The sequence below is a fragment of the Pseudoroseomonas sp. WGS1072 genome (genome assembly GCF_049340465.1).
Taxonomy (GTDB): Bacteria; Pseudomonadota; Alphaproteobacteria; order Acetobacterales; family Acetobacteraceae; genus Pseudoroseomonas.
In genome coordinates this window covers 1,161,147-1,187,653 of the sequence record NZ_JBMPSU010000001.1, presented here as the reverse complement: position 1 = coordinate 1,187,653, position 26,507 = coordinate 1,161,147, and the positions used below count along the sequence as shown (strand labels likewise).

15 protein-coding genes and 1 tRNA gene are annotated in these 26,507 nt (G+C 68.4%); 10 read left to right on the top strand and 6 right to left on the bottom strand.

Annotated features, from left to right (window positions below; genetic code table 11):
* From ACF3NH_RS05635 to ACF3NH_RS05615, 5 genes are all read right to left on the bottom strand, one after another.
* A complete protein-coding gene (locus tag ACF3NH_RS05635) occupies positions 1–1,728 on the bottom strand; it encodes a diguanylate cyclase (protein ID WP_422922169.1) in 1,728 nt (575 codons plus the stop codon).
* A complete protein-coding gene (locus ACF3NH_RS05630; RefSeq protein ID WP_198367683.1) occupies positions 1,721–2,113 on the bottom strand; it encodes a response regulator in 393 nt (130 codons plus the stop codon). Before ACF3NH_RS05630 ends, ACF3NH_RS05635 begins: the two co-directional genes overlap by 8 nt.
* Positions 2,110–4,710 (bottom strand): ATP-binding response regulator, encoded by a 2,601-nt coding sequence (locus ACF3NH_RS05625; protein ID WP_422922168.1) that lies wholly within the window; start codon positions 4,708–4,710, stop codon positions 2,110–2,112. The genes ACF3NH_RS05630 and ACF3NH_RS05625 overlap by 4 nt, the downstream gene beginning before the upstream one ends.
* A 213-nt stretch (positions 4,711–4,923) precedes the next feature.
* Positions 4,924–6,708 (bottom strand): lytic transglycosylase domain-containing protein, encoded by a 1,785-nt coding sequence (locus ACF3NH_RS05620; protein ID WP_422922167.1) that lies wholly within the window; start codon positions 6,706–6,708, stop codon positions 4,924–4,926.
* A 211-nt stretch (positions 6,709–6,919) separates the two neighbouring features.
* Complete coding sequence (locus ACF3NH_RS05615) at positions 6,920–7,825, bottom strand: uracil-DNA glycosylase (protein ID WP_422922166.1); 906 nt, start codon at positions 7,823–7,825, stop codon at positions 6,920–6,922.
* Between the two features lie 88 nt (positions 7,826–7,913).
* Between ACF3NH_RS05615 and ACF3NH_RS05610 the strand changes: the two genes are divergently transcribed.
* From ACF3NH_RS05610 to ACF3NH_RS05570, 9 genes are all read left to right on the top strand, one after another.
* The gene (locus tag ACF3NH_RS05610) at positions 7,914–9,539 is read left to right on the top strand and encodes an electron transfer flavoprotein-ubiquinone oxidoreductase (RefSeq protein WP_422922165.1); all 1,626 of its coding nucleotides are present in this window, start codon (positions 7,914–7,916) and stop codon (positions 9,537–9,539) included.
* 173 nt (positions 9,540–9,712) lie between these two features.
* A complete protein-coding gene (locus ACF3NH_RS05605) occupies positions 9,713–11,446 on the top strand; it encodes a tetratricopeptide repeat protein (RefSeq protein WP_422922164.1) in 1,734 nt (577 codons plus the stop codon).
* 2 nt (positions 11,447–11,448) lie between these two features.
* A complete protein-coding gene (locus ACF3NH_RS05600) occupies positions 11,449–12,357 on the top strand; it encodes a 4-(cytidine 5'-diphospho)-2-C-methyl-D-erythritol kinase (RefSeq protein WP_198367678.1) in 909 nt (302 codons plus the stop codon).
* Positions 12,348–12,422 (top strand) — tRNA-Gln (locus ACF3NH_RS05595). The genes ACF3NH_RS05600 and ACF3NH_RS05595 overlap by 10 nt, the downstream gene beginning before the upstream one ends.
* A gap of 85 nt (positions 12,423–12,507) precedes the next feature.
* On the top strand, positions 12,508–14,178 hold the full coding sequence (locus tag ACF3NH_RS05590; RefSeq protein ID WP_422922163.1) for a DUF6538 domain-containing protein: 1,671 nt from the start codon (positions 12,508–12,510) through the stop codon (positions 14,176–14,178).
* 144 nt (positions 14,179–14,322) lie between these two features.
* Positions 14,323–16,680 (top strand): replication endonuclease, encoded by a 2,358-nt coding sequence (locus tag ACF3NH_RS05585; protein WP_422922162.1) that lies wholly within the window; start codon positions 14,323–14,325, stop codon positions 16,678–16,680.
* A gap of 540 nt (positions 16,681–17,220) precedes the next feature.
* A complete protein-coding gene (locus ACF3NH_RS05580; RefSeq protein WP_422922161.1) occupies positions 17,221–19,698 on the top strand; it encodes a helicase C-terminal domain-containing protein in 2,478 nt (825 codons plus the stop codon).
* Positions 19,699–21,244: 1,546 nt separating this feature from the next.
* A complete protein-coding gene (locus tag ACF3NH_RS05575) occupies positions 21,245–23,272 on the top strand; it encodes a MobA/MobL family protein (protein WP_422922160.1) in 2,028 nt (675 codons plus the stop codon).
* On the top strand, positions 23,242–24,243 hold the full coding sequence (locus ACF3NH_RS05570; protein WP_422922159.1) for a HEPN domain-containing protein: 1,002 nt from the start codon (positions 23,242–23,244) through the stop codon (positions 24,241–24,243). Before ACF3NH_RS05575 ends, ACF3NH_RS05570 begins: the two co-directional genes overlap by 31 nt.
* Positions 24,244–24,268: 25 nt before the next feature.
* Here the strand turns inward: ACF3NH_RS05570 and ACF3NH_RS05565 are convergent, their stop codons facing one another.
* Positions 24,269–25,204, bottom strand: coding sequence for a DNA N-6-adenine-methyltransferase (locus ACF3NH_RS05565; protein WP_422922158.1), 936 nt, complete (start codon positions 25,202–25,204; stop codon positions 24,269–24,271).
* A 125-nt stretch (positions 25,205–25,329) separates the two neighbouring features.
* Here ACF3NH_RS05565 and ACF3NH_RS05560 point away from each other — a divergent pair, with 125 nt between their 5' ends.
* Complete coding sequence (locus ACF3NH_RS05560; protein ID WP_422922157.1) at positions 25,330–26,406, top strand: IS5 family transposase; 1,077 nt, start codon at positions 25,330–25,332, stop codon at positions 26,404–26,406.
* The last annotated feature ends 101 nt before the right edge of the window (positions 26,407–26,507 follow it).

Genomic DNA, 26,507 nt, shown 5'->3' with positions numbered 1-26,507 from the left:
TCAGTCGCCGGCCAGCATCACCCGGTTGCGGCCGGCACGCTTGGCCGCGTAGAGCGCGGCATCGGCCGCCGATATCATCGCCTCGGGCTGCGCGCCACCATCGGCGCCGGCGATGCCCGCGCTGAAGCTCGCGGTGAAGCAGCCCCCGGCGGCCTCGAAGGGCGCCTCGGCGAAGCGGGCGCGGATGCCGTCGATCGCCGCCAGGGCCGCTTCCGGGCGCGTGTTCGGCAGCAGCACGGCGAACTCCTCGCCCCCGTAGCGGCCGATCACGTCCGTGCGCCGCAGCCGCTTCTGCAGGGCGCGCGAGAGGGCGCGGATCACCCGGTCTCCCACCAGGTGGCCGAAGCGGTCGTTGACGCTCTTGAAGTGGTCGAGGTCGAGGATGGCGAGGCTGAGGGGGCTGCCGTGCCGCTCGGCGCGCGCCAGTTCCAGCGCCACGCGCTCCTTGAAGCGGGCATGGTTGAGCAGGCCGGTCAGGCTGTCGGTCTCCATCACCGCGCGCAGCGCCCGCGCGCGCTCGGCCCGCATCCGCACCTGCGAGACCAGGCGGTCGAGGTCCACCGGCTTGGGGATGAAGTCATCGCCGCCGAGGCGCCGGGCCAGCATCTGCCGCTGCTGGTCCTGCTCGGCGGAGAGGAAGAGGATCGGCAGGGAGAGGTGCCGCCGGGTCTGGCGGATCACGCGCGCCAGCTCGATGCCGTCGGTCTCCGGCATCTGCATGTCCATCAGGATCAGGTCCGGGCCGGTGGCGGCGATCGCCTCGATCACCTGCGAGGGGTCGGCCACGGTGGCGACCTGCATGCCGGCGCGGCGCAGGGCGAGGGCATAGGTCTCGGCCAGCAGGCGGTCATCGTCGACGATCAGGATCGAGAAGCCCGGATCGGAGCGGTGGCCGGCGAAGTGGTCGAGCCAGTCGGCCAGCTCGTTGACCTCGAGCGGCTTGGCCACCACGGCATCGACGCCCGCGCGGGCGGCGGCGAGGCGGGCCGGGAAGCCGATGTCGCCGGTCAGCAGCACCACCGGGCAATGCCCGGCCAGGGTCTGGCAGACCTCCAGCGGGGCCTCGAGCTCGTCATCCACCACGGCGGCGCAATGGCGCCGGCCGGGGGGGCGCTGCAGCGCCGAGGGCTCCCCCCCGACCCGCTCGATGCTGTAGCCCAGGCTGGTGATGACGGCGGAGAGCAGCGCCTGGTTGCGCGGCGTGGCGAAGAGGAAGATCGGCTCCGCCGTCTCGACGGGATGATGCGCGCCGCCCTCCGCCGCCTCCGTCATCTCGCCCTGCGGCCCCGCCTCCCAGGCGGCGCGGAGGGCGGCGATGAGCTGTTCCGCCTGGAGCAGATGGCCGGGCCGCGGGGCGGGGTCGTCGCGCAGGCCGAGCAGGATCAGCTCCAGCGGCGCGGCGGCGGCGGAGATGGCGGGGAAGCCGAAGGTTCCCCCCGAGCCGGACAGGCGATGCGCCGCGCCGGCCAGTTCGCCGAGGGCCTCCAGCAGGGTCTCCCCCGGGGCCTCCCCCAGGGTTTCCCCCAGGGCCTCCCCCGGGGCCCCCATGGACGCCTGCCCCGCCAGGAGGGGGGGGCGGACATCCTGCTCCCAGGCCCGGGCCAGTTCCTGCACCCGCTCGCCCAGGCGCTGCACGGCATCGGCGCGCAGCCGGCGCAGCGCGTCGCGCAGCTCGGCCTCGCCCGCCGGCATCTCGGAGGCCGGCATCCCGCCGGCGCGCTCAGCCATGCCGCCCCTCCCAGATCCGCCGCACCTGATCCGACAGCGTCATGGGATCGAAGGGCTTGGAGATGACGTCGAGCCCGCCGAGGTCGCGGTAGCGCCGAACCTCCTGCGGCTGCACCTTGGCGGTCATGAAGATCGCCGGCGCATCGGCCAGGCCCGGCAGCTCCCGCAGGCGCTGCAGGGTGGTCGGGCCGTCCATGCCCGGCATCATCACGTCGAGCAGCAGCAGCTGCGGCGCGAAGGCCGCGGCGCGGTCCAGAGCCTCCTGACCGGAGGCACAGGGCTCGATGGTGAAGCGGCCGAGCGCCTTCAGCGCCAGGCCGGTCACCTTCCGCACGTCCGGATCGTCCTCGACGTAGAGGATCCGCTGCAGCGCCGCCCCGCTCATGGCCGCCTGTCCGTTCGGTCATCGCCCGCCAGGGCGTGGGAAGAATCGCCCGCCAGGGCGTGGGAGGAATCGCCCGCCGGCGCGTGGGAGGAATCGTCCGGCGCCGGGGCGGGGGAGGGGCGTTCGATCAGGTGTCGGATGGTGTCGTGCAACTCGCGGTTCCCGGTACGGCTCTTGACCAGCGTGGCGGTGACGCTGCGGCTGGCCTCGGCATCGGCGTCGCTGGCGGAGAAGATCAGCACCGGCGGCGGGTGGCGCAAGGCGCGGAGGTCCTGCATCAGCGCGAGGCCGGGACCATCCGGCAGTTCGAGGTCGATGATCACCAGGGCGAAGCCGCCCTCCCCGGCCAGCCTCGCGCGCGCCTCGGCCAGACTGCGCGCCGGCACCATCTCGGCCGCGTCGCCCATGACGGCGGAGACGACGCGGCGGATGTCCTGGTCGTCCTCGACATGCAGGATGCGGGAGCTGCCGGCCTGCATGGCGTGCCGCAGGGCGTGGCGCAGCCGGTCCTGGTCGATCGGCTTCTCCAGCCAGTCCACCACGCCCATGGCATCGCCGTGCAGCGTGTCCTGCGCCGGGCCGCCTGCCCGATCGACCGCCTGGGAGGCGACGGCGGACACCACCACGACCGGCAGGGCCCGCCCGTCCTCGCGGGCGCGCAGGCGCCGCAGCAGGGAGAAGCCATCCTCGTCCGGCAGCATGAGGTCGAGGGTCAGGGCGTCGAAGCGGTCCGCGTCCAGCGCCGCGAAGGTCTCGGCGGCGCTGTGCGCGATCCGGCTGTCCCAGCCATGGCGGTCCAGCAGCATCTGCAACAGGCGGGCGACGTCGGCGTCGTCCTCGACGATCAGCACGCGGCGGCGCTCGCCTGGCCCGCGGGCGGGGGGTGGCGCCTGTTCCGGGGCGGCGAGACGGGGGAGGGTGAAGTGGAAGCGGGTGCCGCCCCCCTCGGCATCCTCGAAGCCGATGCTGCCGGCGTGGTGCTCGACGATGGAGCGGCTGATCGACAGGCCGAGACCGGTGCCGCCCTTGCGCCGCACGTCGCTCGAATCCGCCTGAGCGAAGCGCTGGAAGATGCGCGGGCGGAATTCCCTCGGCACGCCCTTGCCGTGGTCGCGCACGCGGAAGGTGACGTTGCCGGCATCGACCAGCAGCGAGGCCTCGACCCTGCTGCCCTCCGGCGAGAACTTGGCGGCGTTGGAAAGCAGGTTGGCCAGCACCTGCTGGATGCGCTGGGCATCGGCGAAGACCATCGCGTCGGCGCCGCCGTCATCGGTCTCCTCGAGGCGGACGCGGAACTGCTCGGCATAGGCGCGGTTGGCTTCCACCGCCTGGTGCAGCAGCGCCCGGGCGGAGACGCGCTCGCGGCGGAACTCCAGGCGCCCGGCCTCGATCTTCTCGATATCCAGGATGTCGTTCACCAGCATCACGAGGCGCTCGGAGTTGCTGTGCGCGATCTCCAGCAGCTCGCGCATCTCCTCCGGCAGGTCGCCGGCCACGCCGCCCAGCACCAGGCCGAGGGAGGCGCGGATCGAGGTCAGCGGCGTGCGCAGCTCGTGGCTGACGGTGGAGACGAACTCGCTCTTCATCTCGTCCAGCCGGTGCCGCTCGGTGACGTCGCGCAGGACGCAGACGGCCCGGTCCTCGCCGCCCTCCTCGTAGTGGCCGACCGAGAGCTCGGCCGGGAAGCCGGTGCCGTCGGCGCGGTGGGCGCGCACCTCGCCCGAGCGGGCGCCATAGGCCGGCACCAGGCTGCGCATGGGGCTGCCGATGATCTCGGGCAGGCTGAGCTGGAAGGCGCGCGCGGCGGCGGCATTGGCGATCTGCACCCGGCCGTCGCGGTCCACCAGCAGGATCGGGTCCAGCGCGTGGTCGAGCACCGAGAGCAGCCGGCGACGGCTCTCGGCCAGGGCGGCATTGACCTCGTCGCTGATGCGCTTGGCCTGGGCCAGGGCGTTGTAGCGGCCCGCGCTGCTCTGCAGGAACCGGAACAGCCCCCAGAGCGCCGCGGCGGCCAGGAGCAGCACGGTGCCGAGCAGCGCCAGGAAGAGTTGCCGGACCGCCTGCACCCTGGCCAGGTAGGCCGTGTTGTAGCCGGCCAGGAGATCGCGCTGCCGGTCGATCAGGGCCTCGGCCTGCCGCAGCAGCAGATGCCGCTCGGCGGCGCTCTCGCGCACCAGCATGGGCAGATCCAGCCCCTGGCTGCCCTGGAGACGCAGGGTGGCCCCGAGCCGCCGCCCCAGGCTCAGGGCCGAGGCGGACAGCCCCTTCGCCGCCGCATGGAAGACGTTGTCCTCGGGTAGCATCAGCAGGAGGCGGTCCACGCCGGCCTCGATCTCCTGACGTGCCCGCGCGAGGGAGGCCGCATGCTCGCCGGGCACGCCGAACAGGGCCTGGTTGCGCGAGGAGATCGCGTCATGGAAGGAGGTCCGGAGCTGCAGCAGCGCCTCGATCACCTGATGACTGTGATCGAGCGACTCGCGCTGGCCCTGGGCGTCGCGCAGCACCTCGCGGATGGTGGCGCCACCGGTCAGGAAGAGGGCCAGGAACAGCACGCCGGCGAGGGCGGCGAAGCCGATCTGGCGGGAAGAGGTGGCCATGGGACCGGGAAACCTGGCGTGCTGGACACGAAGGGCGAGGCCTTCGGGCCGCGGAATGCGACCAGGCGCAGTTGGCACAACCCTTGTCGCTCTTGCAACCAGCAAGCGATATTCTGAAACTGATAATCAATTCACGAAAAGATTTATAAGGCGTTAACCACCCTCGGTGGTGCTTCCGGGCGCGTCTTGCCGCCCGCCCCGCCAAGGCTGGCCTCAGCGCGCCGCCATCCGGCCGGCACGCTGAAGCGGCGGCTGCTCGGCCAGTTCCAGCGGCGTGGCGTTGAAGCGGGGGAAGCGCCCGGCGGCCATGGCGTCCAGGCTGGGGGCGGGCAGGCCGAGGCGGCTGGCATAGATCCAGGAATAGGCCAGCACGCGCTGGACATAGACCCGCGTCTCCGCCACCGGGATCGATTCGATGAACAGGAAGGGGTCGTCCTGGTGCCGGACCGCGGGGGCCCAGCGGCCGACATTGCCGGGCCCGTTGTTGTAGGCGGCGAGCATGCGGATCAGGTCGCCATCCACCACCTCGCGCGCGCCGAGGTGGTGCAGGTAGCGCTGCGCCAGCTCCATGGAGAAGGCCGGGTCGTCCAGGCGCCGGAGCCCGCCGACGCTGCGCAGGTTCGGATCGCCCAGGATGTAGCCGGCGGTGGCGGGCATGATCTGCATCAGCCCGCGCGCTCCGGCCGGCGAGACGGCGCGCGTCTCGAAGCGGGATTCCTGCAGCGCGATGCCGTAGAGCAGGGCGGGGTCGACCCGGAAGCCGCCGAGCGGCTCCAGCCGGGGCAGGGGGAAGCGGTCGTAGTCGCGCGGGCGGCCGTCGGCGGTCTGCACCAGGGCCGCCACCTGGGCGGCGAGATCGGTCAGCCCCGCCTGGCTGGCCACCGCCAGCATGGCACGCGACAGGGCCGGGTTGCCCCGGGCGATCGGCCAGAGGCGGCGGAGTTCCTGCTCGGCCCGGGCCCGCTGGTCGATCTGGAGCAGCGCCAGGGCGCGCCAGCCCGGCGCCGTCTCGGCCAGGGCGGCCCCTTCGGCGGCGCCGGCCGGCTCGCGCTCCCAGGCGAAGCCGGGCGCCAGGCCGAGGGCGCGCCGCGCCACCAGCCCGTAGAAGGTGCGCGGCTCCTGCGCCGCCTGCAGCATCCAGGGCACGTAGAGCTGCGGCCGGCGGGTTCGCACCGCGGCGCGCGCGGTCCAGAAGGCGGCGGCCGCGCGCTGGGCGGGGGTGGCGTTCTCGGCCCGCGCCGCCTGCTCGAACTGGGCCAGCGCCAAATCCGCCCGGCCCATGCCCCAGGCGGCGAGGCCGGCGACATAGGCCGGCTGCGCGAGCTGGGGCTGGCCCCGCGCGGCGGCGGCGGCGATGCGATAGGCCTCCTCGTCCTGCCCGCGATGGAAGGTGGCCAGCGCCACCTCGCTGCGCAGCAGGGCGGCATAGCTGCCACTGGCCCCGCGGCCGACGGCCTGCAGCGCGCCCTCGGCATCGCCCTCGGTGGCGCGGCCGCGCACCAGCCGGTCGAGCCGCGCGTCGCGGCTGATGTCGCGGGAGGCCGGGTCGCGCTCCTCGGGCACCACCTCGGCATCGGCGGCGAGGGAATCGTCCTGCGGCGGCGGCGGCTGTGGCGCGTCGCGGGGCAGGCGCCGGCTCAGCAGGGCATGGATCGCCGTGGCATCGGGATGGTCGGCGTACTGGGCGAGCCAGCCGTGGAGATCCGGCAGGCCCGGCTCGGCGAGGCCCGGCTCGGCAGGACCCGGCCGCAGCCAGCGGTCGGCCAGCACATGGCCCATCAGCCGGCGGTCCTCCAGCCGGGCGGTCTCCTCCAGGGCGGCCGGCATCTGGCCGGCGGCCTGCAGGGCGAAGATGCGTCTCAGCCGGGCCGCGTCGGTGGCCGCCAGAGGTTGGGGAAGCCCCGGGCGTGCCGGGCCGCCCACCGCCGTTGCCGGGATGGCATGATCGACGCTCAGGGCCCGCTCGATGGGGGCGGTCTGTCCGGCCCCTTGCGCCATGGCCGGGACCTGAGCCCCGAGACACAGCGACGCCGCCCATCCCAGGCCGAGCGCCAGGGCGGGTGAGCGAAGGGCCATGGTGCGGATCGCTCGCATGGCCTTCCGGCGTTAACGAAATGGTGAGGTGACGGCAAGCGCCAAGGGCGGGACGGGTCTCGCCCACTGAGACCGGGCCTGGAAACGGCCTGGCTTTCGTCAGGAACAGAAATCACTATTCCGTGATATCGGACTCCGTCGCCCCATCCGCCGAGGAACCGGCGCCATCCAGCGCGCGACGCAGCATCAGCAGATCGGCCCAGGCCTCCCGCTTGGCCGCCGGGTTCCGCAGCAGATAGGCCGGATGCAGGCTGGGCAGGGCGGGCATGCCTCCCGCCTCCGGCGGCAGGTCGCGCCAGCGGCCCCGCAGCCGGGTGATTCCCTCGCGCGCGCGCAGCAGCGCCTTGGCCGCCGTGCCGCCCAGCATGACCACCCGCCGCGGCCGCACCAGGGCGATGTGTCGCAGCACCACCGGCAGGAACAGCGCGATCTCGGCATCCGTCGGCGTGCGGTTGCCGGGAGGGCGCCAGGGCAGGATGTTGGTGATGTAGAAGCTCCGCTCCGGCGCCTCCGTCTGCCGGTCCAGCCCGATGCTGGCCAGCATGCGGTCGAGCAACTGGCCGGACTGCCCGACGAAGGGCCGGCCCAGCCGGTCCTCCTCGGCCCCCGGCGCCTCGCCGATCAGCATCAGCCCCGAGGCCGGGTTGCCATCCGCGAAAACCAGGTTGGTCGCGGTGTCGCGCAGCGGCGTGTCGATCCGGCGGATGGCCTCGCGCAGCGCCTCCAGGGTGTCCGCCGCCGCCGCCAGGGTGGTGGCGCCGAGCACGGGCGGGGCCATGGGCAGCAGCGATGGCGGCGCGGGCGAGGCGGCGGGGGCGGACGGGGCACGCCGCGCCGGAGCCGGCCGGGGATCGGATGGCGGCTCGGGCGGCGGCTCGGGCGCGGCCTGCGGCGGCGGGGCGGCCAGGCGGTCGAGCGGCAGCTCGGCCAGGGCCTCGTCGGCGCCCCAGTCGCATTGCAGACGCAGGGCGGCCAGCAGCAGGGCGGCCTCGGGAAAAGCGGTGGGTGGGACGGGGCTCATCGGCACCCGCCATATCGCGCCCGCGCGGGGTTCCGCGCAACCCGCGATCGGGTTAAGGCGCTGGGCGGGAACCAAGGGAGAGTAGGACGTGAGCGAACGCGAGAGCATGGAATTCGACGTGCTGATCGTCGGCGGCGGGCCGGCCGGCCTGGCGGCGGCGATCCGCCTCAAGCAGCTCTCCCCCGAGGCCTCGGTCTGCCTGGTGGAGAAGGGCAGCGAGATCGGTGCCCACATCCTCTCCGGCGCGGTGATCGAGCCGCGGGCCCTGGACGAGCTGCTCCCCGACTGGCGCGACGACCCGCCGGAGCTGGCCACCCCGGCCGCCGACGACAGCTTCATGTTCCTGACGGAGACGAAGGCCTACAGGCTGCCGACGCCGCCGCAGATGCACAACCACGGCAACTACATCGTCAGCCTCGGCAATGTCTGCCGCTGGCTCGGCGCCAGGGCCGAGGCGATGGGCGTCGAGATCTATCCCGGCTTCGCCGCCTCCGAGACCATCGTCGAGGACGGCATCGTCCGCGGCGTGGTCGCCGGCGTCATGGGCATCACGCGCGAGGGCGAGGAGGGGCCGAACTACCAGCCGGGGATGGAGCTGCGCGCCCGCTACACCCTCTTCGCCGAGGGCTGCCGCGGCTCGCTGACCAAGAAGCTGATGGCGCAGTACGGCCTGCGCGACGGCGTGCAGCCGCAGACCTATGGCCTCGGCATCAAGGAACTCTGGGAGATCCCCTCGGCCGGCCACACGCCGGGCAAGATCTGGCACTCCGTCGGCTGGCCGCTCGCCAGCGACACCTATGGCGGCGCCTGGCTCTACATGTTCGGCGAGAACCTGGTCTCGATCGGCTTCGTCGTCGGGCTGGACTACCCGAACACCTGGCTCTCCCCCTTCGACGAGATGCAGCGCTTCAAGACCCACCCCGAGGTGCGGAAGATGCTGGAGGGCGGCAAGCGCATCGCCTATGGCGCCCGCGCGCTGAACGAGGGCGGCTTCCAGTCGATCCCGAAGCTGGTCTTCCCGGGCGGCGCGCTGATCGGCGACACGGCGGGCTTCCTCAACGTGCCGAAGATCAAGGGCACCCACACGGCCATGAAGTCCGGCATGCTGGCCGCCGAGGCGGTGGCCGCCGCCATCGCGGAGGAGGTGTCGGAGCCGGTGCTGACGGCCTATCCCGAGGCGCTGGAGAAGAGCTGGGTGTGGCAGGAGCTGCAGGCGGTGCGGAACATCCGCCCCGGCTTCGCCAAATGGGGCCTGTGGGGCGGCATGGTCAACGCCGCGCTGGAGACCTACCTCACCCGCGGCAGGTCGCCCTGGACCCTGGCGCATCACGCCGACAACAAGACGACCCGGCCGGCGGAGCAGAGCCGGAAGATCGCCTACCCCCGGCCGGACGGCAAGCTGACCTTCGACCGGCTCTCCTCCGTCTTCCTCTCCAACACCAACCATGAGGAGGACCAGCCGGCGCACCTGAAGCTCAAGGACCCGGCGAAGTGGCGGCCGGTGAACTGGGATGTCTATCGCGCGCCGGAGGCACGCTATTGCCCGGCCGCCGTCTACGAGGCGGTGGGCGCCGAGGAGGGCGAGCCGCGGCTGGTGATCAACGCGCAGAACTGCGTCCACTGCAAGACCTGCGACATCAAGGACCCGGACCAGAACATCGACTGGTGCACGCCGGAAGGCGGCGGCGGGCCGAACTACATCGGCGGCATGTGAGGCGCCGGCGGGACTTCGTGACAAAAGCTGACGGCGTGTAAGCCCCGGCCGGCCTTCTTTTCAGGCCCGGCCGAAAGGTGCCGGAAAACAAAGCTTCCAGAAGGGCTTGTGTCCGACCGGCGGGAATCGCTCGGCGGTTCCCTCCGGTCGGGCGCTGCTCTAGGCTCCGCCGCATGGTCATGTCCGCCCCCGTGCCGCGCCCCGCCGCCCGCATCCTCCTCCTGGCCGCCGCGCTGCTGGCCGCCGGCGCCGGCCCGGCCCCCGCGGCGGCGCCCCAGGCGGCCGCGACGCAGGCGCGCGGTCCGGCCGCGGGGCCGCGCGTCACCGCCGCGGGCGCCTATCTCGCGGGCCGCCTCGCCGCCGCCGAATCCGATACGGCGAATGCCGCCCTCCAGTTCCTCGAAGCCTGTCGCCTGGCGCCGGACGAGCCGGAGGTGGTCAGCCGCGCCTTCCTGGCCACGGTGATGGATGGCCGCGCCGAGGCGGTGCGCCTCGCCCGCCGCCTGCCGCAGAACGAGCTGGCAGGGATCGTGCTCGCCGGGGCCGACGCCATGGCGGGGCGCTGGGAGCGCGCCGAGGCCCGGCTGCGCCAGCTGCCGCCGAACGGCGCGGCGCAGGTGCTGCAGCCGCTGCTGCTGGCCTGGGCGCAGGCGGGGCGTGGCCAGACGGACGCGGCTTTGGCCACGCTGCGGCCGCAAATCGAATCCGGCCGGCTGCGCGGCCTCGCCGCCCTGCACGCGGCGATGATCGCCGACCTTGCCAACCGTGGCGCCGAGGCCGAGCGGCTGGTGCGCCTCGCCCTGGCCGGCAGCCCCGAGGTCAATCTGCGCATGGTGCAGATCATCGCCGGGATCCTCGACCGCGCCGGCCGGAAGGAGGAGGCGGGGCGGATGCTGCAGGCCCTGGCCGAGGGCGCGGACGACCTGTCCCTGCTCGGCACGGAGGCGGCGCGGCGGGCGCTGCTGCGCGGCCGTGCCGTGGCCTCGGCGGTGGAGGGCATGGCGGAGGCCGAGCTGGCGCTGGCCGGCGCCATGCGGGGCCAGGGCGCGCCGGAGCTGACCCTGCTGCTCTCCCGCATGGCGCTGCGGCTGCGGCCCGACTTCACCCCCGCCTTGCTGGTGGCGGCCGATGCGCTGGCGGAGCAGAAGCGCCCGGAGAGCGCCCTGGCCCTGCTGCGCGGCGCGGCCGAGGACGATCCGCTGGCGCCGGTGGTGGCGCTGCGCCGGGCCACCCTGCTGGATCGGGCGGAGCAGCCGGAGGCGGCGGTGGCGGCGTTGCGGGCCCTGGCCTCGGCGCATCCGGAGTCCGTGCTGGTGCCGGCCCGGCTGGGCGACCTGCTGCGGGGCCGGGAGCGCTATGCCGAGGCGGCGGAGGCCTATTCCACCGCGCTCGCCCGCGTCGGCATGCGGCCGGCCCCGTCGCACTGGGTGCTGTTCTACGCCCGCGGCATCGCGCTGGAGCGCTCGGGCGACTGGAAGGGCGCCGAGAGCGACCTGCAGCAGGCGCTGCGCCTCGCCCCGGAACAGCCCTACGTCCTGAACTATCTCGGCTACACCTGGGTCGAGAAGGGCGAGAACCTCGCCGAGGCGCGCGCCATGCTGGAGCGCGCCGCCGCGCTGCGCCCGCAGGACGGCAACATCGCCGACAGCCTGGGCTGGGCGCTCTTCAAGCTGGGCGACCTGCCGGCCGCCACGCAGTGGATGGAGAAGGCGGTCGAGCTGGAATCGCGCAACAGCGTCATCAACGACCACCTGGGCGATGTCTACTGGGCCAGCGGGCGCCGTATGGAGGCGCAGTATCAGTGGCACCGCGCCCTCACCCTGGGACCGGAGGACGGGGAGGGGCCGCGCATCGCCGCCAAGCTGCGCGACGGCCTGCCCGACGCGGCCGCCCCGGTCGCGCGCTGAGCATGCCGGCCGTGCTGGCGGGCACCGAGATGGCGCCGGCGAAGATCAACCTGCACCTGCACGTCCTGGGGCGGCGGCCCGATGGCTACCATCTGCTGGACAGCCTGGTGGTCTTCGCCGGCGCCGCGGACCGGCTGGATGTCGCCCCGGCCGAGGCGCTGAGCCTGGAACTGGCCGGCCCCGAGGCGGCGTCGCTGGCGGCCGAGCCGGACAACCTGGTGCTGCGCGCCGCGCGCCTGCTCGCCGAGAAGGCCGGCCTGCCACCCCGTGGCGCGCTCCGCCTGGAGAAGCGCCTGCCGGTCGCCTCCGGGATCGGCGGCGGCTCGGCCGACGCGGCCGCCGCCCTGCGCCTGCTCAACCGCGCCTGGGGGCTGAACTGGCCGCTGGCCCGGCTCGCACCCCTGGCGGCGAAGCTCGGCGCCGACGTGCCGGTCTGCCTGGACGGGCGCCCGGCGCGCATGGGCGGCGTGGGCGAGCGGCTGGAGGCGGCGCCCCGCCTGCCGCCGGCCGGGCTGGTGCTGGTCAACCCCCGCCAGCCGCTGTCGACGCCCGCCGTGTTCCGCGCCCGCGCCGCCGAGGCCTTCGGCGCCGCCGCGACCCTGCCCGCGGGCTGGGCCGATGCCGGCGCCATGGCGCAGGGGCTGGCCTCCTGCCGCAACGACCTGCAGGCCGCCGCCATCCGCCTCTGCCCGGCGGTGAGCGAGACGCTGGCCGCCCTGCGCGCGCTGCCGGACTGCCTGCTGGCGCGGATGAGCGGCTCGGGCGCCACCTGCTTCGCGCTGCTGCCCGATGCCGCCGCCGCGCGCGCCGCCGCGGCCGGCCTGCCGGAGGCCTGGTGGCGCTGGGGTGGGGGCTTTACGAATGGCCCGTCCGGCCTTTATTCAGCCCCACGCGGCGGCGCTGGGGCGTAGCCAAGCGGTAAGGCAGCGGTTTTTGGTACCGCCATTCCCAGGTTCGAATCCTGGCGCCCCAACCAGCCTGATTTTCCCTTCAAAATCAAGGCTCTGGATAGTTTTAAGCAGCCTTTGTGTAGCACCTCTGTGTAGCAAGAGGGGTGCCTTTTGGAGCATGTCCAGCGGCGGAACGGGCGCTATTTCTGGCGCTCCCGAGTCCCGACAGCACTAATTCCGATTTTGAGGCGCCGGGAAATTGTCCGGGCGCTGGACACCGCAGACCCCAATGTGGCACGCGAACGGGTGGCCTGGATGCATGCCGTGGTGGCTGGGATCTGGGCGGAGGCGCGGCGGATGAGTGGTACGGCTGAGGATGTTCGGCAATTAGTCGAAGAGCTTCTTACCGCACTCGGCAGCGCCATTGACGCCGAAGCGTCGGCGGCAGGCAATAGACGGCGCACCATGGTGCAAATGGCGGCCATCGGCGACCGGATTGATACACACACGAGGACACTGGTCAGCCTTCCCCGGCTGACGACAAAAATCGAGGAAGCGGAGACAGCGGCCGGAACGACTGCCCAGGCAGCAGCCGTGGCTAAGGCGTTGGATCCTGCCGCCCTAGCGCAACTGCAAACGATCCTCGGAAGCATGGGTGTGCGGTCGGCGGTGGTGCCGACACCGAAAGCCACGGCTTTTCTCCGCGACAAGTACATGGCGGAACGGCAATTGCGTGAGGATGCACACCGGCATGTGGTGGGCTACGTGGTGCTGTTCGCGCGGGCAACCGGAGACAAGCCGCTAGCCGATTACAAACGCGAGGACATTATTAGGTGGGTTCGAGTCCTTGAGCGACTAAGGACGAGCTATGGCAAGCGGAAGGGGGATGACACCAAGACCATCCCGCAGCTTCTCAAGGAGTCCGAGGGGGAGAGGACCCTCAACCGAACCACTATCGAAAAACACCTTACCCACATCAAAGCCTTCTTCGTCTCCGCTAACCGGCACCACAAATGGACCTCCGTCGACGATATCGGAGACCTGTTCCGAGATATTCCGCTCAGCCGACATGTCCCAAAAGCCCAACTCCGGAAGTCGTGGACTATTGCGCAGCTTGGCGAACTTCTCGCCTCGCCAATCTGGTCTGGAACGCGCAGCCGTCGTCAAGACGTAACGCGACGACATGAAGCGGGACCACAACTCCACAGAGACGCTTATTGGTGGCTCCCCATCGCTGCTCTGTGGTCGGGAGCGCGGCTCGAGGAACTTGCGCAGCTCCAGCACACTGACCTCGCTCGTGACCGCGATGGCATTGCCTATTTACGCATCCACGACGAGGGCGATCGGAAGGTCAAGACTACCCACAGCGTGCGCAATGTCCCAGTACACCCCTTCCTCTGCGGCCTCGGATTCCTGGATCTCTTCAGGCCCGGCGGTCGCGGTAGGGTCTGGCCAGAATTGAAGAAGCATGGCCGACCGCCCTCCTGGGGCGCCCTCTACAGCACCCATTTTACAGATTACCGGCGCGCCTGCGGGCTCTACGAGACCCTGCGGGACTTCCATTCCCTGAGACGTACCTTCGTGACGATGCTGCGGACCCGCGCGGGGGTGGATGCTCTGACCGTCGCCGCCATCGTCGGCCATGATGATTCTGAACCGGAACTGCGCCGGGTGCAGCAGACGAATGACTACACCGATTACAGCATCAGCGCCTTGGCGGAGGCGATTGGACGACTGGACTACGCGGCCTATGGCTTGGACCTTGGAATCCTGACAGCAACTGCGGCGGTCTGCGGACCACGCGACAGCACAAGGATCAATGAGGTCCGAGAGAATTCTTGATCCGGGCCATGGGCTGACCTCAGAATGAAAGACGGCGCGGATCTCGGCCCTGCCAGGCTCCCCGCGCCGCCTTTCAACATTGGTAATCCAAATGATGCGGCGCTGCTGCGCAGATATCAAGGATTGCCCGCGCGTCCGTAGTCGGTGAGCGCGGGGCTGCGGAAAACCCCGGTTTTTCCAGCAGCCCAAGACACTTCGAGAAATGTTGACACTGTTGACAAGGGCGATGCAGCGGCGCGTGCCTTTGCATTGCCTGCTCCGCGAGCCGCTCAGCGGCGCCTAAGGCACCTTGCCGACACGCGCACCGACACGGACGACATCAAGGCTCTTTTCGCCGCACAGGTTTTGCGCGCGGATGCCGGAGCCCGCGCAACCCGCGGCGCCGCGATCGAGGCGGCTGTAGAGCGGCACCGCGCCACGGCCGAGGCGCTGGACGAGAAGGCCAAGGCGCTGCGGGCGGTGCAGGCGGGGGCGCAGTCCGTCACCGATGCGCTCGTCCATCTCCCTGGGACGTATGCCTACGCCATCCTCCAGGCCACGGCGGCGCGCGAGCGATGGGGCTGCGTGCCGGACCTCGCCGACCTGGTGGCAACGGTGGCACGGCCGATCGACCATCGGAGGGACACCGATAAGGGCCTGCGGAGCCGCTACGCCCGAGCGCTGGCGGCTGGCGAGACGCTGCGCACGCTGGGGGTGCTTCCCGCCGCCGATGGTGAGGACCGCATTATTGAGGGCGCGAGTGAAATCGGCATGCGCCTTGCCCTGGGGGATGAGGGGCAGATCCGCGCGGTGGCGGAGGAGCGGGCGCGGGCATGGCTGGAGGCGTACGCTGTTTCGCCGGACTGGCGTGAGGCAGAGCGCTACCAGCCTTGGCTCCAAGCGGAGCGCGAATGCCCGCGGTGGCAGCGGCGACAGATCCGAACGGAGGTGCGTCGGGCACAGGCGTGGCTTGATTGCGCCCTGCGACTGGTGGGACCGACCTCCCCCGCCGTGAGCCGGTTCACCCTCGGGGCATGGCGGCAGGTACAGGCCAGGAGCCTGGCCTGGGCGAGCGCCACCGTAGTCCGCTTCGAGAGCGGTGACGAGGTGCCGCTGGTGGAGGTGCAGGCCCGCTCGCGCAAGTCTCGTCGCGCCCAGATGTACGCCGTGGTGAAGGGGATGGAGCACCATGGCGACGAGCACGACATGCAAGCATTCTTCATCACGTTGACCTTGCCTGGCGAGTATCACCCGTTCATAGCCGGAGCACGTACGGCGGACGGCAGCTACCCGCACGCCCGCGTCAACGATGATTGGAATCCCACCCTTGGGCCGCAGGCACAGTGGACGCAGCTACAGAAGCGGTGGGAGCGGATACGGGCGCGCCTGGCGAAGTACGAACCTCTCCGCGAGTACTTTGGCATTGCTGTTCCGGAGCCGCATAAGGATGGCACTCCGCACCTCCATGCCATGGTCTGGCTCCCGAAATACGTCGAGCACGATGGTCGGCGGCTCGGCACGGGGATGGTCCTGCATGGCATCCTGCGCGACCTTGCCCCCGATCGACAGGCTAAGCTGGAGATCGTGCGGAAGCGCGCCGACCGGTGTCGTCCCGACGGCACTGTGAAGCGGTACGCCTCTCCCGCCAGCTACGTAATGAAATACGTGCTCAAGAGCCTCGACGATGAGGAGACGATGAACGCGGGCGGCGAGGGTGCGGAACGGCATCGGGCCTGGGCATCCTCGCGCCGAATCCGTCGCATGCGCCTGGTCGGCGTCCACGGCAGCCTGCGGATCTGGCAGCGCCTCTGGACCTCGCCGGACGACGAATTCGTGCCCCGTCGTGCGGCAATGGCACGAGCGGCGATGCGGCGCTGCGAAGCCTATGGCGCAGCGGCGAAGGCCGCTGAGGTGGACTCGCCAGAGCGGGAGGTGGCGCGGCGCGGCCAATCAGAGGCCGCGGCGGAGGCACTTCGCCTAATCGGCGGGCTGCCCGGTGGAAGCGGCCGCCTGCGCCTTGGCTATGACGATGCGACGACGGAGTACGGACGGCCGACGAAGCGACCGACCACCATTCGGGAGGAGGTGCGGGAGACGGTACAGGAGGAGTACGTCACGAAACGCGGGCAGAGGCGCACCCGTACTGTGATGACTTGGACCGATACCGACAGGACCATGCCACTGAAGCGGCAGGAAGCAGAACTTGTGCCTGCCGCAAGGGGTGCTGAAGTACCGTCGCCGCCGGATATCGGGAATCAAGTTACAGTTGCGGCAATTGGTCCAAGGAGCGCGCCTACGGCAGAGCCCTCGGACGCCGATCCGGAGGACTTAGCTGCGGCCGAAGCGCTCGAAGCCCTAATCGCATGCCGCCGAGACGCAAGAACATGGACAGTATATTGGCAGGAACGGGGGTTTAGCATGGACGAAGCGGCTAGGCGCGCAGTGGAAAGCGTGCGGACTTGGCAACCATGGTGCGAGAGAGCGGCTGGCTGGGTGAAAGGTCTGCGGCAATCACACACCTGAGTGACAGAAAGGTGGCAACAGGACCGCTCCATATGAGGAAACTAAGGGTAAGACAGGGGCGGTTAAGATGAACGCACACAGAGGCCATTCCCCCTCCCGATGCTAGCCCCTCCCCAGCGGGGAGGGGCGTCGCGTGCCGGTCCACGCCGCTAGCACGGCGTAGCCCGGCCGAGATAAATCTCTGTGACGGCTTAGAATAGCCGCTCAGGGCAGGCAGCGCTTTTAGACGATGTACCCCGGAGATCTGTTTCACCCTCCTGAAGAGGCGTAAGAACAGGTTGTCTGGCCTGCTCCTGAGCGCCATGATCGAGCCGATGGCTGCCTAGCTGCCCCTAAGCCCTGATGCCGCGAAGCGGACACGTGGCTGGTGCGTTGGCCCTATAGAACAATTCACGGCTGTACAGCTTTAGAAGTCTGAAATTGTTTGATTAATCTGCAAAAATAGAAGTGCATTTCCTATTGCCATCGTTGACGCGTACCGGCCCCAGTGGCTTAGATGTCGCCTAACGCCTCTGAAACGTCGGCGATGAAGGGTTGAACGTGGCTCTAGATTTCGGAAAGCTGAAGGCAGGAAGCGCCTCTAAGAAGCAAACTGATCCACGTCGCATTTTTACGACACTCAAGCGCGACCTCCGGTTGAAGCGGCCTTCGGACGAACAGGGCGATGTGCTCGATGGCTGGTTCACCAACAAAGACCAGGCAAGCATCACTGTCAAGATGAATACGGGGTCAGGCAAGACCATTGTGGGATTGCTCTGCCTACAAAGCAGCCTTAACGAGGGTAAAGGACCGGCAGTTTATGTGGTCCCAGACAATTTCCTCGTCAGTCAAGTAATTGCCGAGGCAAAGGCGCTCGGTGTCGCTGTGACTGAAGATCATGCTGATGGTGCTTTTCTTGCAGGCGACGCCATCCTCGTCATCAACATCTGGAAGCTGGTGAACGGCAAGTCTGTTTTCGGTGTTGGCAATGAGGGAGCGAAAATCCGGATCGGCACTGTCGTCGTCGATGACGCGCACGCCTGCCTCGCAACTGTGGCGGACCGGTTCAAGATTAGGCTAACTTCTCTTCATGACGCGTATGGCAAACTGCTTGCCATCTTCGAAGATGATCTCAGACAGCAGTCACCCTCCATGCTGCTCGACGTGAAGGCCGAAGACCCGACCGCGATCATGAACGTCCCCTTCTGGGCATGGAAGGACAGGCAAGGAAAAGTAGCCGAGATCCTCCATCCTTATCGGTATGACGACGACCTTAAATGGCCCTGGCCGCTCATTCGCGATGTCCTGCCGCTTTGTCAGGCCGCTTTTGGCGGAGGATTCGTCGAAATTGCGCCACGTTTCCTCCCGATTGACAACATCCCGGCTTTCACGGAAGCCAACCGGCGCATCTATATGACGGCGACGCTTGCAGATGATGGGATCCTTGTTAGCCATTTCCAGGCCGATCCGGAGGATATCCGCCATCCCATTAGACCCAAGAGCGGCGGCGACATCGGCGATCGCATGATCCTGGCGCCGCAGGAGATCAATCCGAAGATCACTATCGACGAAATCAAGAAGCTTGCGGCGAAGAAAGCCAAGAGCGTCAACGTCAGCGTCATTGTGCCTTCCACGGAACGTGCCAAGTATTGGGCGGATGTCGCTGCCCAGACACTGACGGCCGAAAATATTGAGAAAGGAACAGAAAAGCTTAAAGCCGGTCATGTTGGGCTTACGGTGTTTGTCAACAAATACGATGGTATCGACCTGCCGGGTAAAGCCTGCGAGCTACTGGTTATTGATGGCCTGCCGGAAGTGGAAGGTCTTCTTGCGCGTGCAGAGAATATCCCGCTCAATGAAACTCGCCGCCTCCTGATCCGCCAGATCCAGCGCATCGAACAGGGCATGGGGCGAGGCGTGCGTTCGAGCGAGGATCACTGCGTCGTCCTGCTCATCGGTTCGCGTCTGACCCAGCGTGTCCACAATCCGGCCTCACGTTCGCTCTTCTCACCCGCAACTCGAGCACAACTCAAGCTCGGCCGTGAGGTGACCGAGCAACTCAAGGATAAGCCACTTGCCGAACTTGAGGAGGTTATGGATCTTTGCCTTAACCAAGATGAGGATTGGGTCTCTGCGAGCAAGGGCGCGATCGCCAATGCCGACGACGCCGATTCTGGGCATGTCGACGACTCCACAGTCCTGCTGCGCAGAGCCTTCGATGCCGCGAGACTAGGACGTTTTGATATCGCACAGGGTCTAGCGCAGGACGCCGTTAACACAACGTCGGAAAAGCGTGCCAAAGGTTATTTCAAGCAGCAGTTGGCGGAATATCTCCACCACACCAATCCAGCGCAAGCGCAGCAGATGCAACTTGCAGCCGTCGAGTTGAACCGCGCGCTGGTACGTCCGCTACAGGGCATTACCTACAGCAAGCTTGACGTGCCCAAAAACAGCCAGTCTGTTGCGGCGGCGGCATTCATGAAGCAATTTCTGGAGAAGAATGATCTCATTCTCTGGGTGAACGCGCTGGTCGAAGCGCTGGAATGGGGCGAAGAAAATTCAAAGCGCTTCGAACGCGCAGTGCGCGATCTTGGCGCGTTCCTGGGCTTTGGCTCGCAGATGCCTGAGGAAGACTTCGGTAAGGGACCAGACAATCTCTGGTCTGTCGGAAATCTTAATTATTTCGTTATCGAATGCAAAAGCGGCGCTGTCAAAGCGGCGGCGATCAGCAAGCATGATTGCAATCAGCTTAATGGGTCGATGCTGTGGTTCGGCAATCAGTATGACAAATCCTGTTCGGCTACTCCGATCATGGTCCATAAGAAGACTAAGCCTGAACATGCCGCGACGCTTCATCCCGAGGCGCGGATCATCACCGAGGACAAACTGGACCGCCTGATCGAAGGGCTAAAAGCATATGCCATCGCCGTCGGAGAAGACCTTGGCTTTACCAAGCCGGTTATCATTACTAAGCAACTAGACCACTTTGGACTGACTGCATCGAAGTTTGTTGGTTTGTTTACGCAGAAAAGTAAGTAGCTCTGAGGGGCTTTTTTGAAACCAGCGAGGCATGAAACAGGTCTCCGCGTATGTCCTGCTTCTACGGATGAAGGCGGAGATCTGAATGTTTGGAAAGGGCGCAATGCCGCAGGGCCATACTCTCCGCCCGCATACCCGCTTCCGCCCGAGAGCCAGGACATAGCTGCGCTGCATCGCAGCCCTGAGAAGAAGCGGATGCGAGTAGTGATAGGCAATCAAGGGGGGTGATGGCGCCGTAAGCAGGCGCCCATAGAGACAGTTCAGTTACGTGATCGTCTCTACGGGCTGCAATTACCGCATTTTACCAAATAGCAGCTTGGTCAGGGACGCCGCAGCGGCGCATTAGGGGACTCTGGCTCGCCATCCCCCTCGGAAGGCAATGGCGGTTGAGGCAGTGGCCATATGGATCGAGAAGGCCCAGGGGCCGGGCGACAGAGATCCAACTCGGGATACGCCCGGCATGCCGCGGTCCCCTCGGCCCGCAGCCGACGCAGGAGGTGAGGCCGCGTGGCTGGCGCGCGGCGTGCGGCGGAGAGCCGGTCGCGCCACTCGGCCAATGCCTCTGGGGTCATCGCGTTCAGCGCCGCCACGGCGTTGCTAGGCAGCGCATACGCCGGGTCCAGCCCGCTGTGGAGCGCGCGCCCATGCGGTGCCGCCTTCTCATCTGCATACTGCCGCAATCCCTCAATGTTGGCCCGAATGTCTCGGTCCAGAACGCGCTCCCTAAGCATGCCGTCGTAGAGCGCCTGCGCCTGTGTATCGAGCAACTTGGCCACCGGCGAGTGCCCCGCCCAGAGCAGCGCGATGACCGCCTGCGCTTCCGGCGAGGCCAGCAGGTCAAGTAGGACGCTGGAGGCGGCGAGCGCAGCGCGATCTTGCGGTGGTAGGGGCGGCAGGCCGAGGCGACGCCGCGCAATGCGTGCCCTCTCACGCTCGATGGCGCGACGCCATGCACGAAGGTCGATCCGCGCCTGGGGCCATCCAGTGATCCGCATGACCAGGCGCAGTAGATCTGGGTCGGAGATCCAAGGAGGTGGAAGTGAGGGCATGGCTCAGGCCTCCTGTACAGCGGGGGCGGCGAATGGAGTGGTCTCCAGAGCACGAGCGTTCGATGAATGGGGAGGGTGGGCAGCGAGGAACTGGCAGACGAAGGTAACGAGCCGTCGGTCCGCCTCGGTGTCTCGCGCGGCAATTGCGAGCAGCACACCGCCGAGCGCGCACTTCCGCTGTGTGAGCGCGCGCCGAGACGCGGTTCCAGCGGCGCGCTTGAGCCGCGCGACCCGCGCCCGTGCCCGACGCTCCGCATCGCGCGCAACCAGTAGGCGGCGCTCTATCTCGGTATCCGTCAACAATTTGGTCGTCATCTCGGAAGTCTCCATCTCCTTAGACGAGGGTGAGATCAAGTCGATCGCAGGTTCAATGATCTTGAAGATCTTATTTTCGGAAGACGATACTTGATGGAGAGCAGCCAAAGGGCAGCGGAGCCGCAGTCTCGCCTATACATTCCTGCGGAACGTCGGCTCGCCTGCGGCAGCGGAGACACGTGATGAGCCAGCTATTCCACGTCCAGTTTGGTGTCGTGCAGCGCAGCGGGGGCCAGGACGCCCGAAAGGTGTCGGCGTACCAACGGTGCGCCCGCGTGGAGAGGCGGGATGGCAAGCCCTACGACTTCCGTCGGAAGAGGGCTGAGCATATCGGGCATGCCATGCTACTGCCCGAAGGTGCACCGGCCTGGACCGCCGACCCGGCGGCCCTTTGGCAGGCGGCGGAGGATGCAGAGCGCCGCGGCGATGCGCAGGTGGCCCGTTTGGTGGAGATCGCCATTCCGCGTGACGTCCCGGCCGACCGACGCATGGATTTGGTGCGTGCGGTGGTCGCGCCTTGGGTCGCGGAGGGGATGGTAGCGCAAGTGGATCTGCACTGCCCTGCGGCGTCGGACGGCGCCGAGCAGCCCCATGCCCATGTGCTGCTGACCCTACGCCGCCTCGACGGCGCCGGGTTCGCCGCAATGAAGGAGCGAGCCTGGAACCAGGCGTTCCGCACCGAGGATGGTCGGACGATGCGCGGCCGCGTCGCGGCGGCGATGAATGCTTGGCTGGAGGCCAACGGCGTCGCCCTAAGGGTGGACCACCGCACCCACGAGGCGCGGGGCATCCTCGGCCCGGCGCCTGAGGCGAACGTAGGGCGGGCGGCCTGGGTCGCGCACCGGACCGCGCCGGAGAGCGCAGCAGCCGGACCGGTGCGGAAGGTGCTGACGTCGCGGCCAGAGCGGACGGCGGCGCAGCGGGAGATCGCCTGGCAGGAGGCGCGGGCGGCCTACGCTGCGGCTGCCGCCCAGCACTACGCCGCGCTCCGCGTGCGGCGTCAGACGGTCCGGGCGGCTCAGCAGCGGCGGCATGTCGCTGAGCGGGATTCGCTCTGGGCCGGACAGCGGCACGCGCGATCACTGACCTATGCCGTGACGCGCGGCAGCCGGACGATCCGCACCATCGCCGTCGGCGTGCAGGTACACCGGCACGCCGGGCAGCGGCAGGCGCTCGCCGTGGCGCAGCAGGCGGAGCGCATGTCCAGCGTGGCGGCCGAGCCGATCTTCCAGACCTTCGACGGCTGGATCGAGGAGCGCGCGGCCGCGGGCGACGCAACCGCACGGGCGGCGCTAGCGGTGCGGGAGGCCCGCCGGGCTTGGCTCGCCCTCAAAGATCCGGCGGCCGCGGCTCGACGCCGGGTGGAGGAGGTCGTCAGGGCCGCCGACTGGGTTCTCCGCAGGCGGCCGACCGCGTCCGTGGACGCTGGTGCGCTGGCGGCGGAGGCGCGGGGGCGGCTCACCCGGCGCCGGGACGAAGCGCTAGAGCGGTCGCGGGCGGCACAGCATGCGGTTTGGAACCACAGATGCGGGTCACGCTGGTGGACACGCCTGGCGGATGCCCGATGGCGGGCGGAGCATCGGCGTTTGGCGGCTGTCGCGCTGGCCGCCCGGCAGGACGCCGACCGCATCGGTCGCCGGTACGAGAGCGATGTACGGACGGCCCGTGCGGCGGCAGAGCGGGCGGCCCAGGTGAATCGCGATGCCCTGGTGGCCTGGTTGGCCCGGGCCGAGACCCAGGCCGCCCAGCGGATGCGGAAAACGGCCGAGGTGCTGATGGCGGCCATTGCGGAAGGCGACGAGGCGACGATCGCGGCCGTGGCGCGCGCGGACCTCCCGACGGCCACAGCTCGGGCGGAGGGGTGGCGGGCCGAGCGGCAGGGAGCCGTGTCGGAGGCGGCGGTCGCCGGTGCATTGCCGCGCGATCCCCGCGCGGCGGCCCTGCGGGTGCTGTTAGCGGCCGAGCGACAAGTGGAGGCCGATCCGACTCGGCTGACGGCGGCACAGCGGGCCACGGCCGCCGCGTTGGGGGGCGACGAGGCGACGATCGAGGCCGTCCAAGCCGGGCGGATGTCCGACGCGGAAAAGGCCGCAGCCAAATGGCATCGATGCCAAGATAGGGTGGCCGAGAAGAGGCGCGCGATGGAAGATGGGCGACGGAGGCGGGAGCAGCAGCCTGTATGCCGGTCAAAATGGCGACCGAGAGCCTGACCGGGACGCTGTCATATAGAGTAGGAGCCAAACGCAACATCTATCTCGACAATGGCGCTCCCGTTGTCTTGGCTGCCACAAAGATAAATCTGGAGCTTGAGGCAGACATGCGGCTTAGAGCACTGAAAACTGCTGTTGTTCATGAAATATTCGTGCACACCGCTGATGAGAACTACATTGCAGCACGCTGGTGCTGCGCTAACGCTCTTACCACGGACTTCCTCTGGCTAGCCCTGCACGCGACGGAGAAATATTTGAAGGCTGTCCTGCTGATGAACGGCAAGTCAGCCAAGGGGTTCGGGCACGATATTGAACGCCTCTATGCTGAGGTGAAGAAACTCGCCGGGAGCCTTCTGCCTGAGCGCCTACCGAAGCCAGAAAAGCTTGCGATTTCCACATGGTTCGACCGCACGACGGAGGAGTTTATCGAGCACCTCGTGCGGTATGGCAACGCCGATAACCGCTACCTGATTTACGGCTACAATACGTTCTCGCAGGACCTGCACATGCTGGACCAGCTCGTTTGGGCCGTTCGCCGGTTGGTCCTTCCCCTCAGTGAGCGGATCGGCCCCGATTGGCCCGAAGGCGAGCGGCTGCCGACATTCAACGAGGTCCTGGTCGCACAACCGGACTTCCGCTTCGCCCTTTATGGCTTGCCCTTGGACATTCTCATCCTCGCCAAGGATAACACCCCGCTTCGGCTTGCCGCTCTGAACTTGAACCTCTCATTCGCACCCCCCGACTTTCGGCACATGTCGATGCAGGGAGGATCAGCTTCATTTAACTCGGTCATCTTCCGGCATATCTTCGAGCCCCTGGCCGAGGGGCAAGCCGATGCGGTGGAGGAGGCCGCTGAGTTGGCAGGCTGGCTCATTCGGAACATCCAACTTCCCACCGGAAGAAACGGCTCACCCGACGTCGTGGGTGAGATCAAGAAGGCGGTCGCAAGCGCAAAGCAGAGGCTATCTTGAGCGCCTCCCGAGCGCTCGCCCGGGCCTATCCGGCAGGACGGTTAATGTACCATGCATCCTGGAACGCCTGCTGTAGACCGAGTCTCAACGTGTCATCGCCGCCCCAAATGCTCAGGGCCGACGGGAAAGGCGCGGGTGCCATAGAGTTACCGAATTTCAGGCGTCCCCGCAGCATCAGAACATCGGCATGCCCTGCCACGTCGGTCCACCATCGGGTATCGGGTCGTGCAGGGAACAGTCCCAACACGGCTCCCACGTTGCCAGCAGATACCTCTATCCGGGCCTTCGTGGTCCAAGAGCCGATACCGCGGCCGTAGGGTGGATTCAGCCAAACGGTCCGTCCGCGCCACGGGAGCGACAGTCCGTCGTCCTCCGCCGTGTAGTGTAGCATCGCGCGCACCGGCGCCCGCCGTTTGTCCGCCGTCGGGGAACAAGGATCTAAGCAGAATCGGCCTTCAGGCAGCAGGGGATAAATCCGCGCAAGGAGGTCCGGCGGCGTGGTCCATGCCTCGTGCGCTGATGAAGCCGCTGCATTCGTCCAGAACCCAGGTGATGCGCCTCGTGGCACCAGACGCAGGCTAGCGCCCAAGGCAATGCCAACTCGCTCCACCGCGGCCAGGTGGCCCAAGCTCCCGCCTTCCATGGAAGCAAGGGTGGTTGGACTGACATCTGCCTGTCGTGCCAGGTCCCGGCGGCTGGTACCCCGGCGTGCCCTAAGCGCAGCAAGCCGTTCAGAGAGAGTTGCTCCCGGAGGCAGCGAGCGACCGCCGATCTCGTGCTCCAGCTCCAATGCCAGGGCCAAGTATGCAGACGCAGTGCCACGCCCAGCCTCGGCCGAGATGACCGTTGTTCGAGCGCAACCGGAACGCTCGGCTACTTCGACCTGTGAAAGGTTGGCGCTCCGGCGCAGTGTTGCCAGCGCTGGGCCGAGCACGGATACATGTCGGTGGTTTTGTTGCATGGGACGTCGTCAGAGGAGAGAAATTGTCGGAGGTTTTGGCGCAAGAAAGTTGGACGCCTCCAGAAACCCCTCGCCTTGATGCCGTTCGGCTGATTCACTGACGCGGATCAGCGCGAGGGAAGGCGATGGTTCGGCAGCCTGGGTTCTTCGATGTGGAGGAGCGTTTGCGGGAGCTGTCGGCCAAGGGCGATGACCTCGAGCGGATCGTCGCGCTGGTTGATTTCACGATGTTCCGCGCCGAGCTGGAGCAGGCCGTGCCGCGCGCGGACGGCACGAAGGGTGGCCGCCCCGCCTTCGATCACGTGCTGATGTTCAAGATCCTGCTGCTGCAGGCGATGCACGGGTTGTCCGACGAGCGCTGCGAGTACCTCATCAAGGACCGCCTGTCCTTCATGCGCTTCCTCGGCCTCGCGCTGGCCGACCCGGTGCCGGACGCCAACACGATCTGGGCGTTCCGCGAGGCGCTGAAGCGGGCCGGCGCGGTGGAGCGGCTGTTCGCGCGGTTCGACGCCACGCTGCGTGCCGCGGGTTACCTGGCGATGGGCGGGCAGATCGTGGATGCGACCATCGTCGCCGCACCGAAGCAGCGCAACACCGAGGCCGAGCGGGCGGCGATCAAGGCGGGCAAGATCCCTGAGGGCTGGGCGGAGATGCCTGCGAAGCTGCGCCAGAAGGACCGCGACGCGCGCTGGACGGTGAAGTTCTCCAAGGCCAGGCCGCGCGAGGATGGCACCCCGCAGGTCGATCTCGCGGTTCCGGCCTTCGGGTACAAGAACCACGTCGCGATCGATCGCCGGCACGGCCTGATCCGCGGCTGGACCGCGAGCCATGCGGCCGCCCATGACGGGGCGCGGCTGGCGGAGGTGGTCGATGCCGGCAACACCGCCAGCGATGTCTGGGCCGATACCGCCTATCGCTCAGCGAAGAACGAGGCCTGGCTGGCTGAGCGTGGCATGGTCTCGCGCATCCACCGCAAGAAGCCCCCGGGGCGGCCGATGGCGGCAAGGACGCGACGGGCCAATGCCCGCAAGTCGGCCGTGCGCTCCGCGGTCGAACACGTCTTTGCCCGGCAGAAGGGGCCGATGGCGCTGGTCGTGCGCACCATCGGCATCGCCAGGGCACGGGTGAAGATCGGCCTCGCCAATCTCGCCTATAACCTCAAGCGGTTCGTCTGGCTCAGCAGCAAGCCCGCGACGTCGTAGCGGCACGCAAGTAGGCAAGCCGCCGCCATCGACTGAGCGGCTCCGTCCACCAGATGGGCACGCGCATCCGCATCCCTGAAGCACCGGCAGCCTCAAACCAA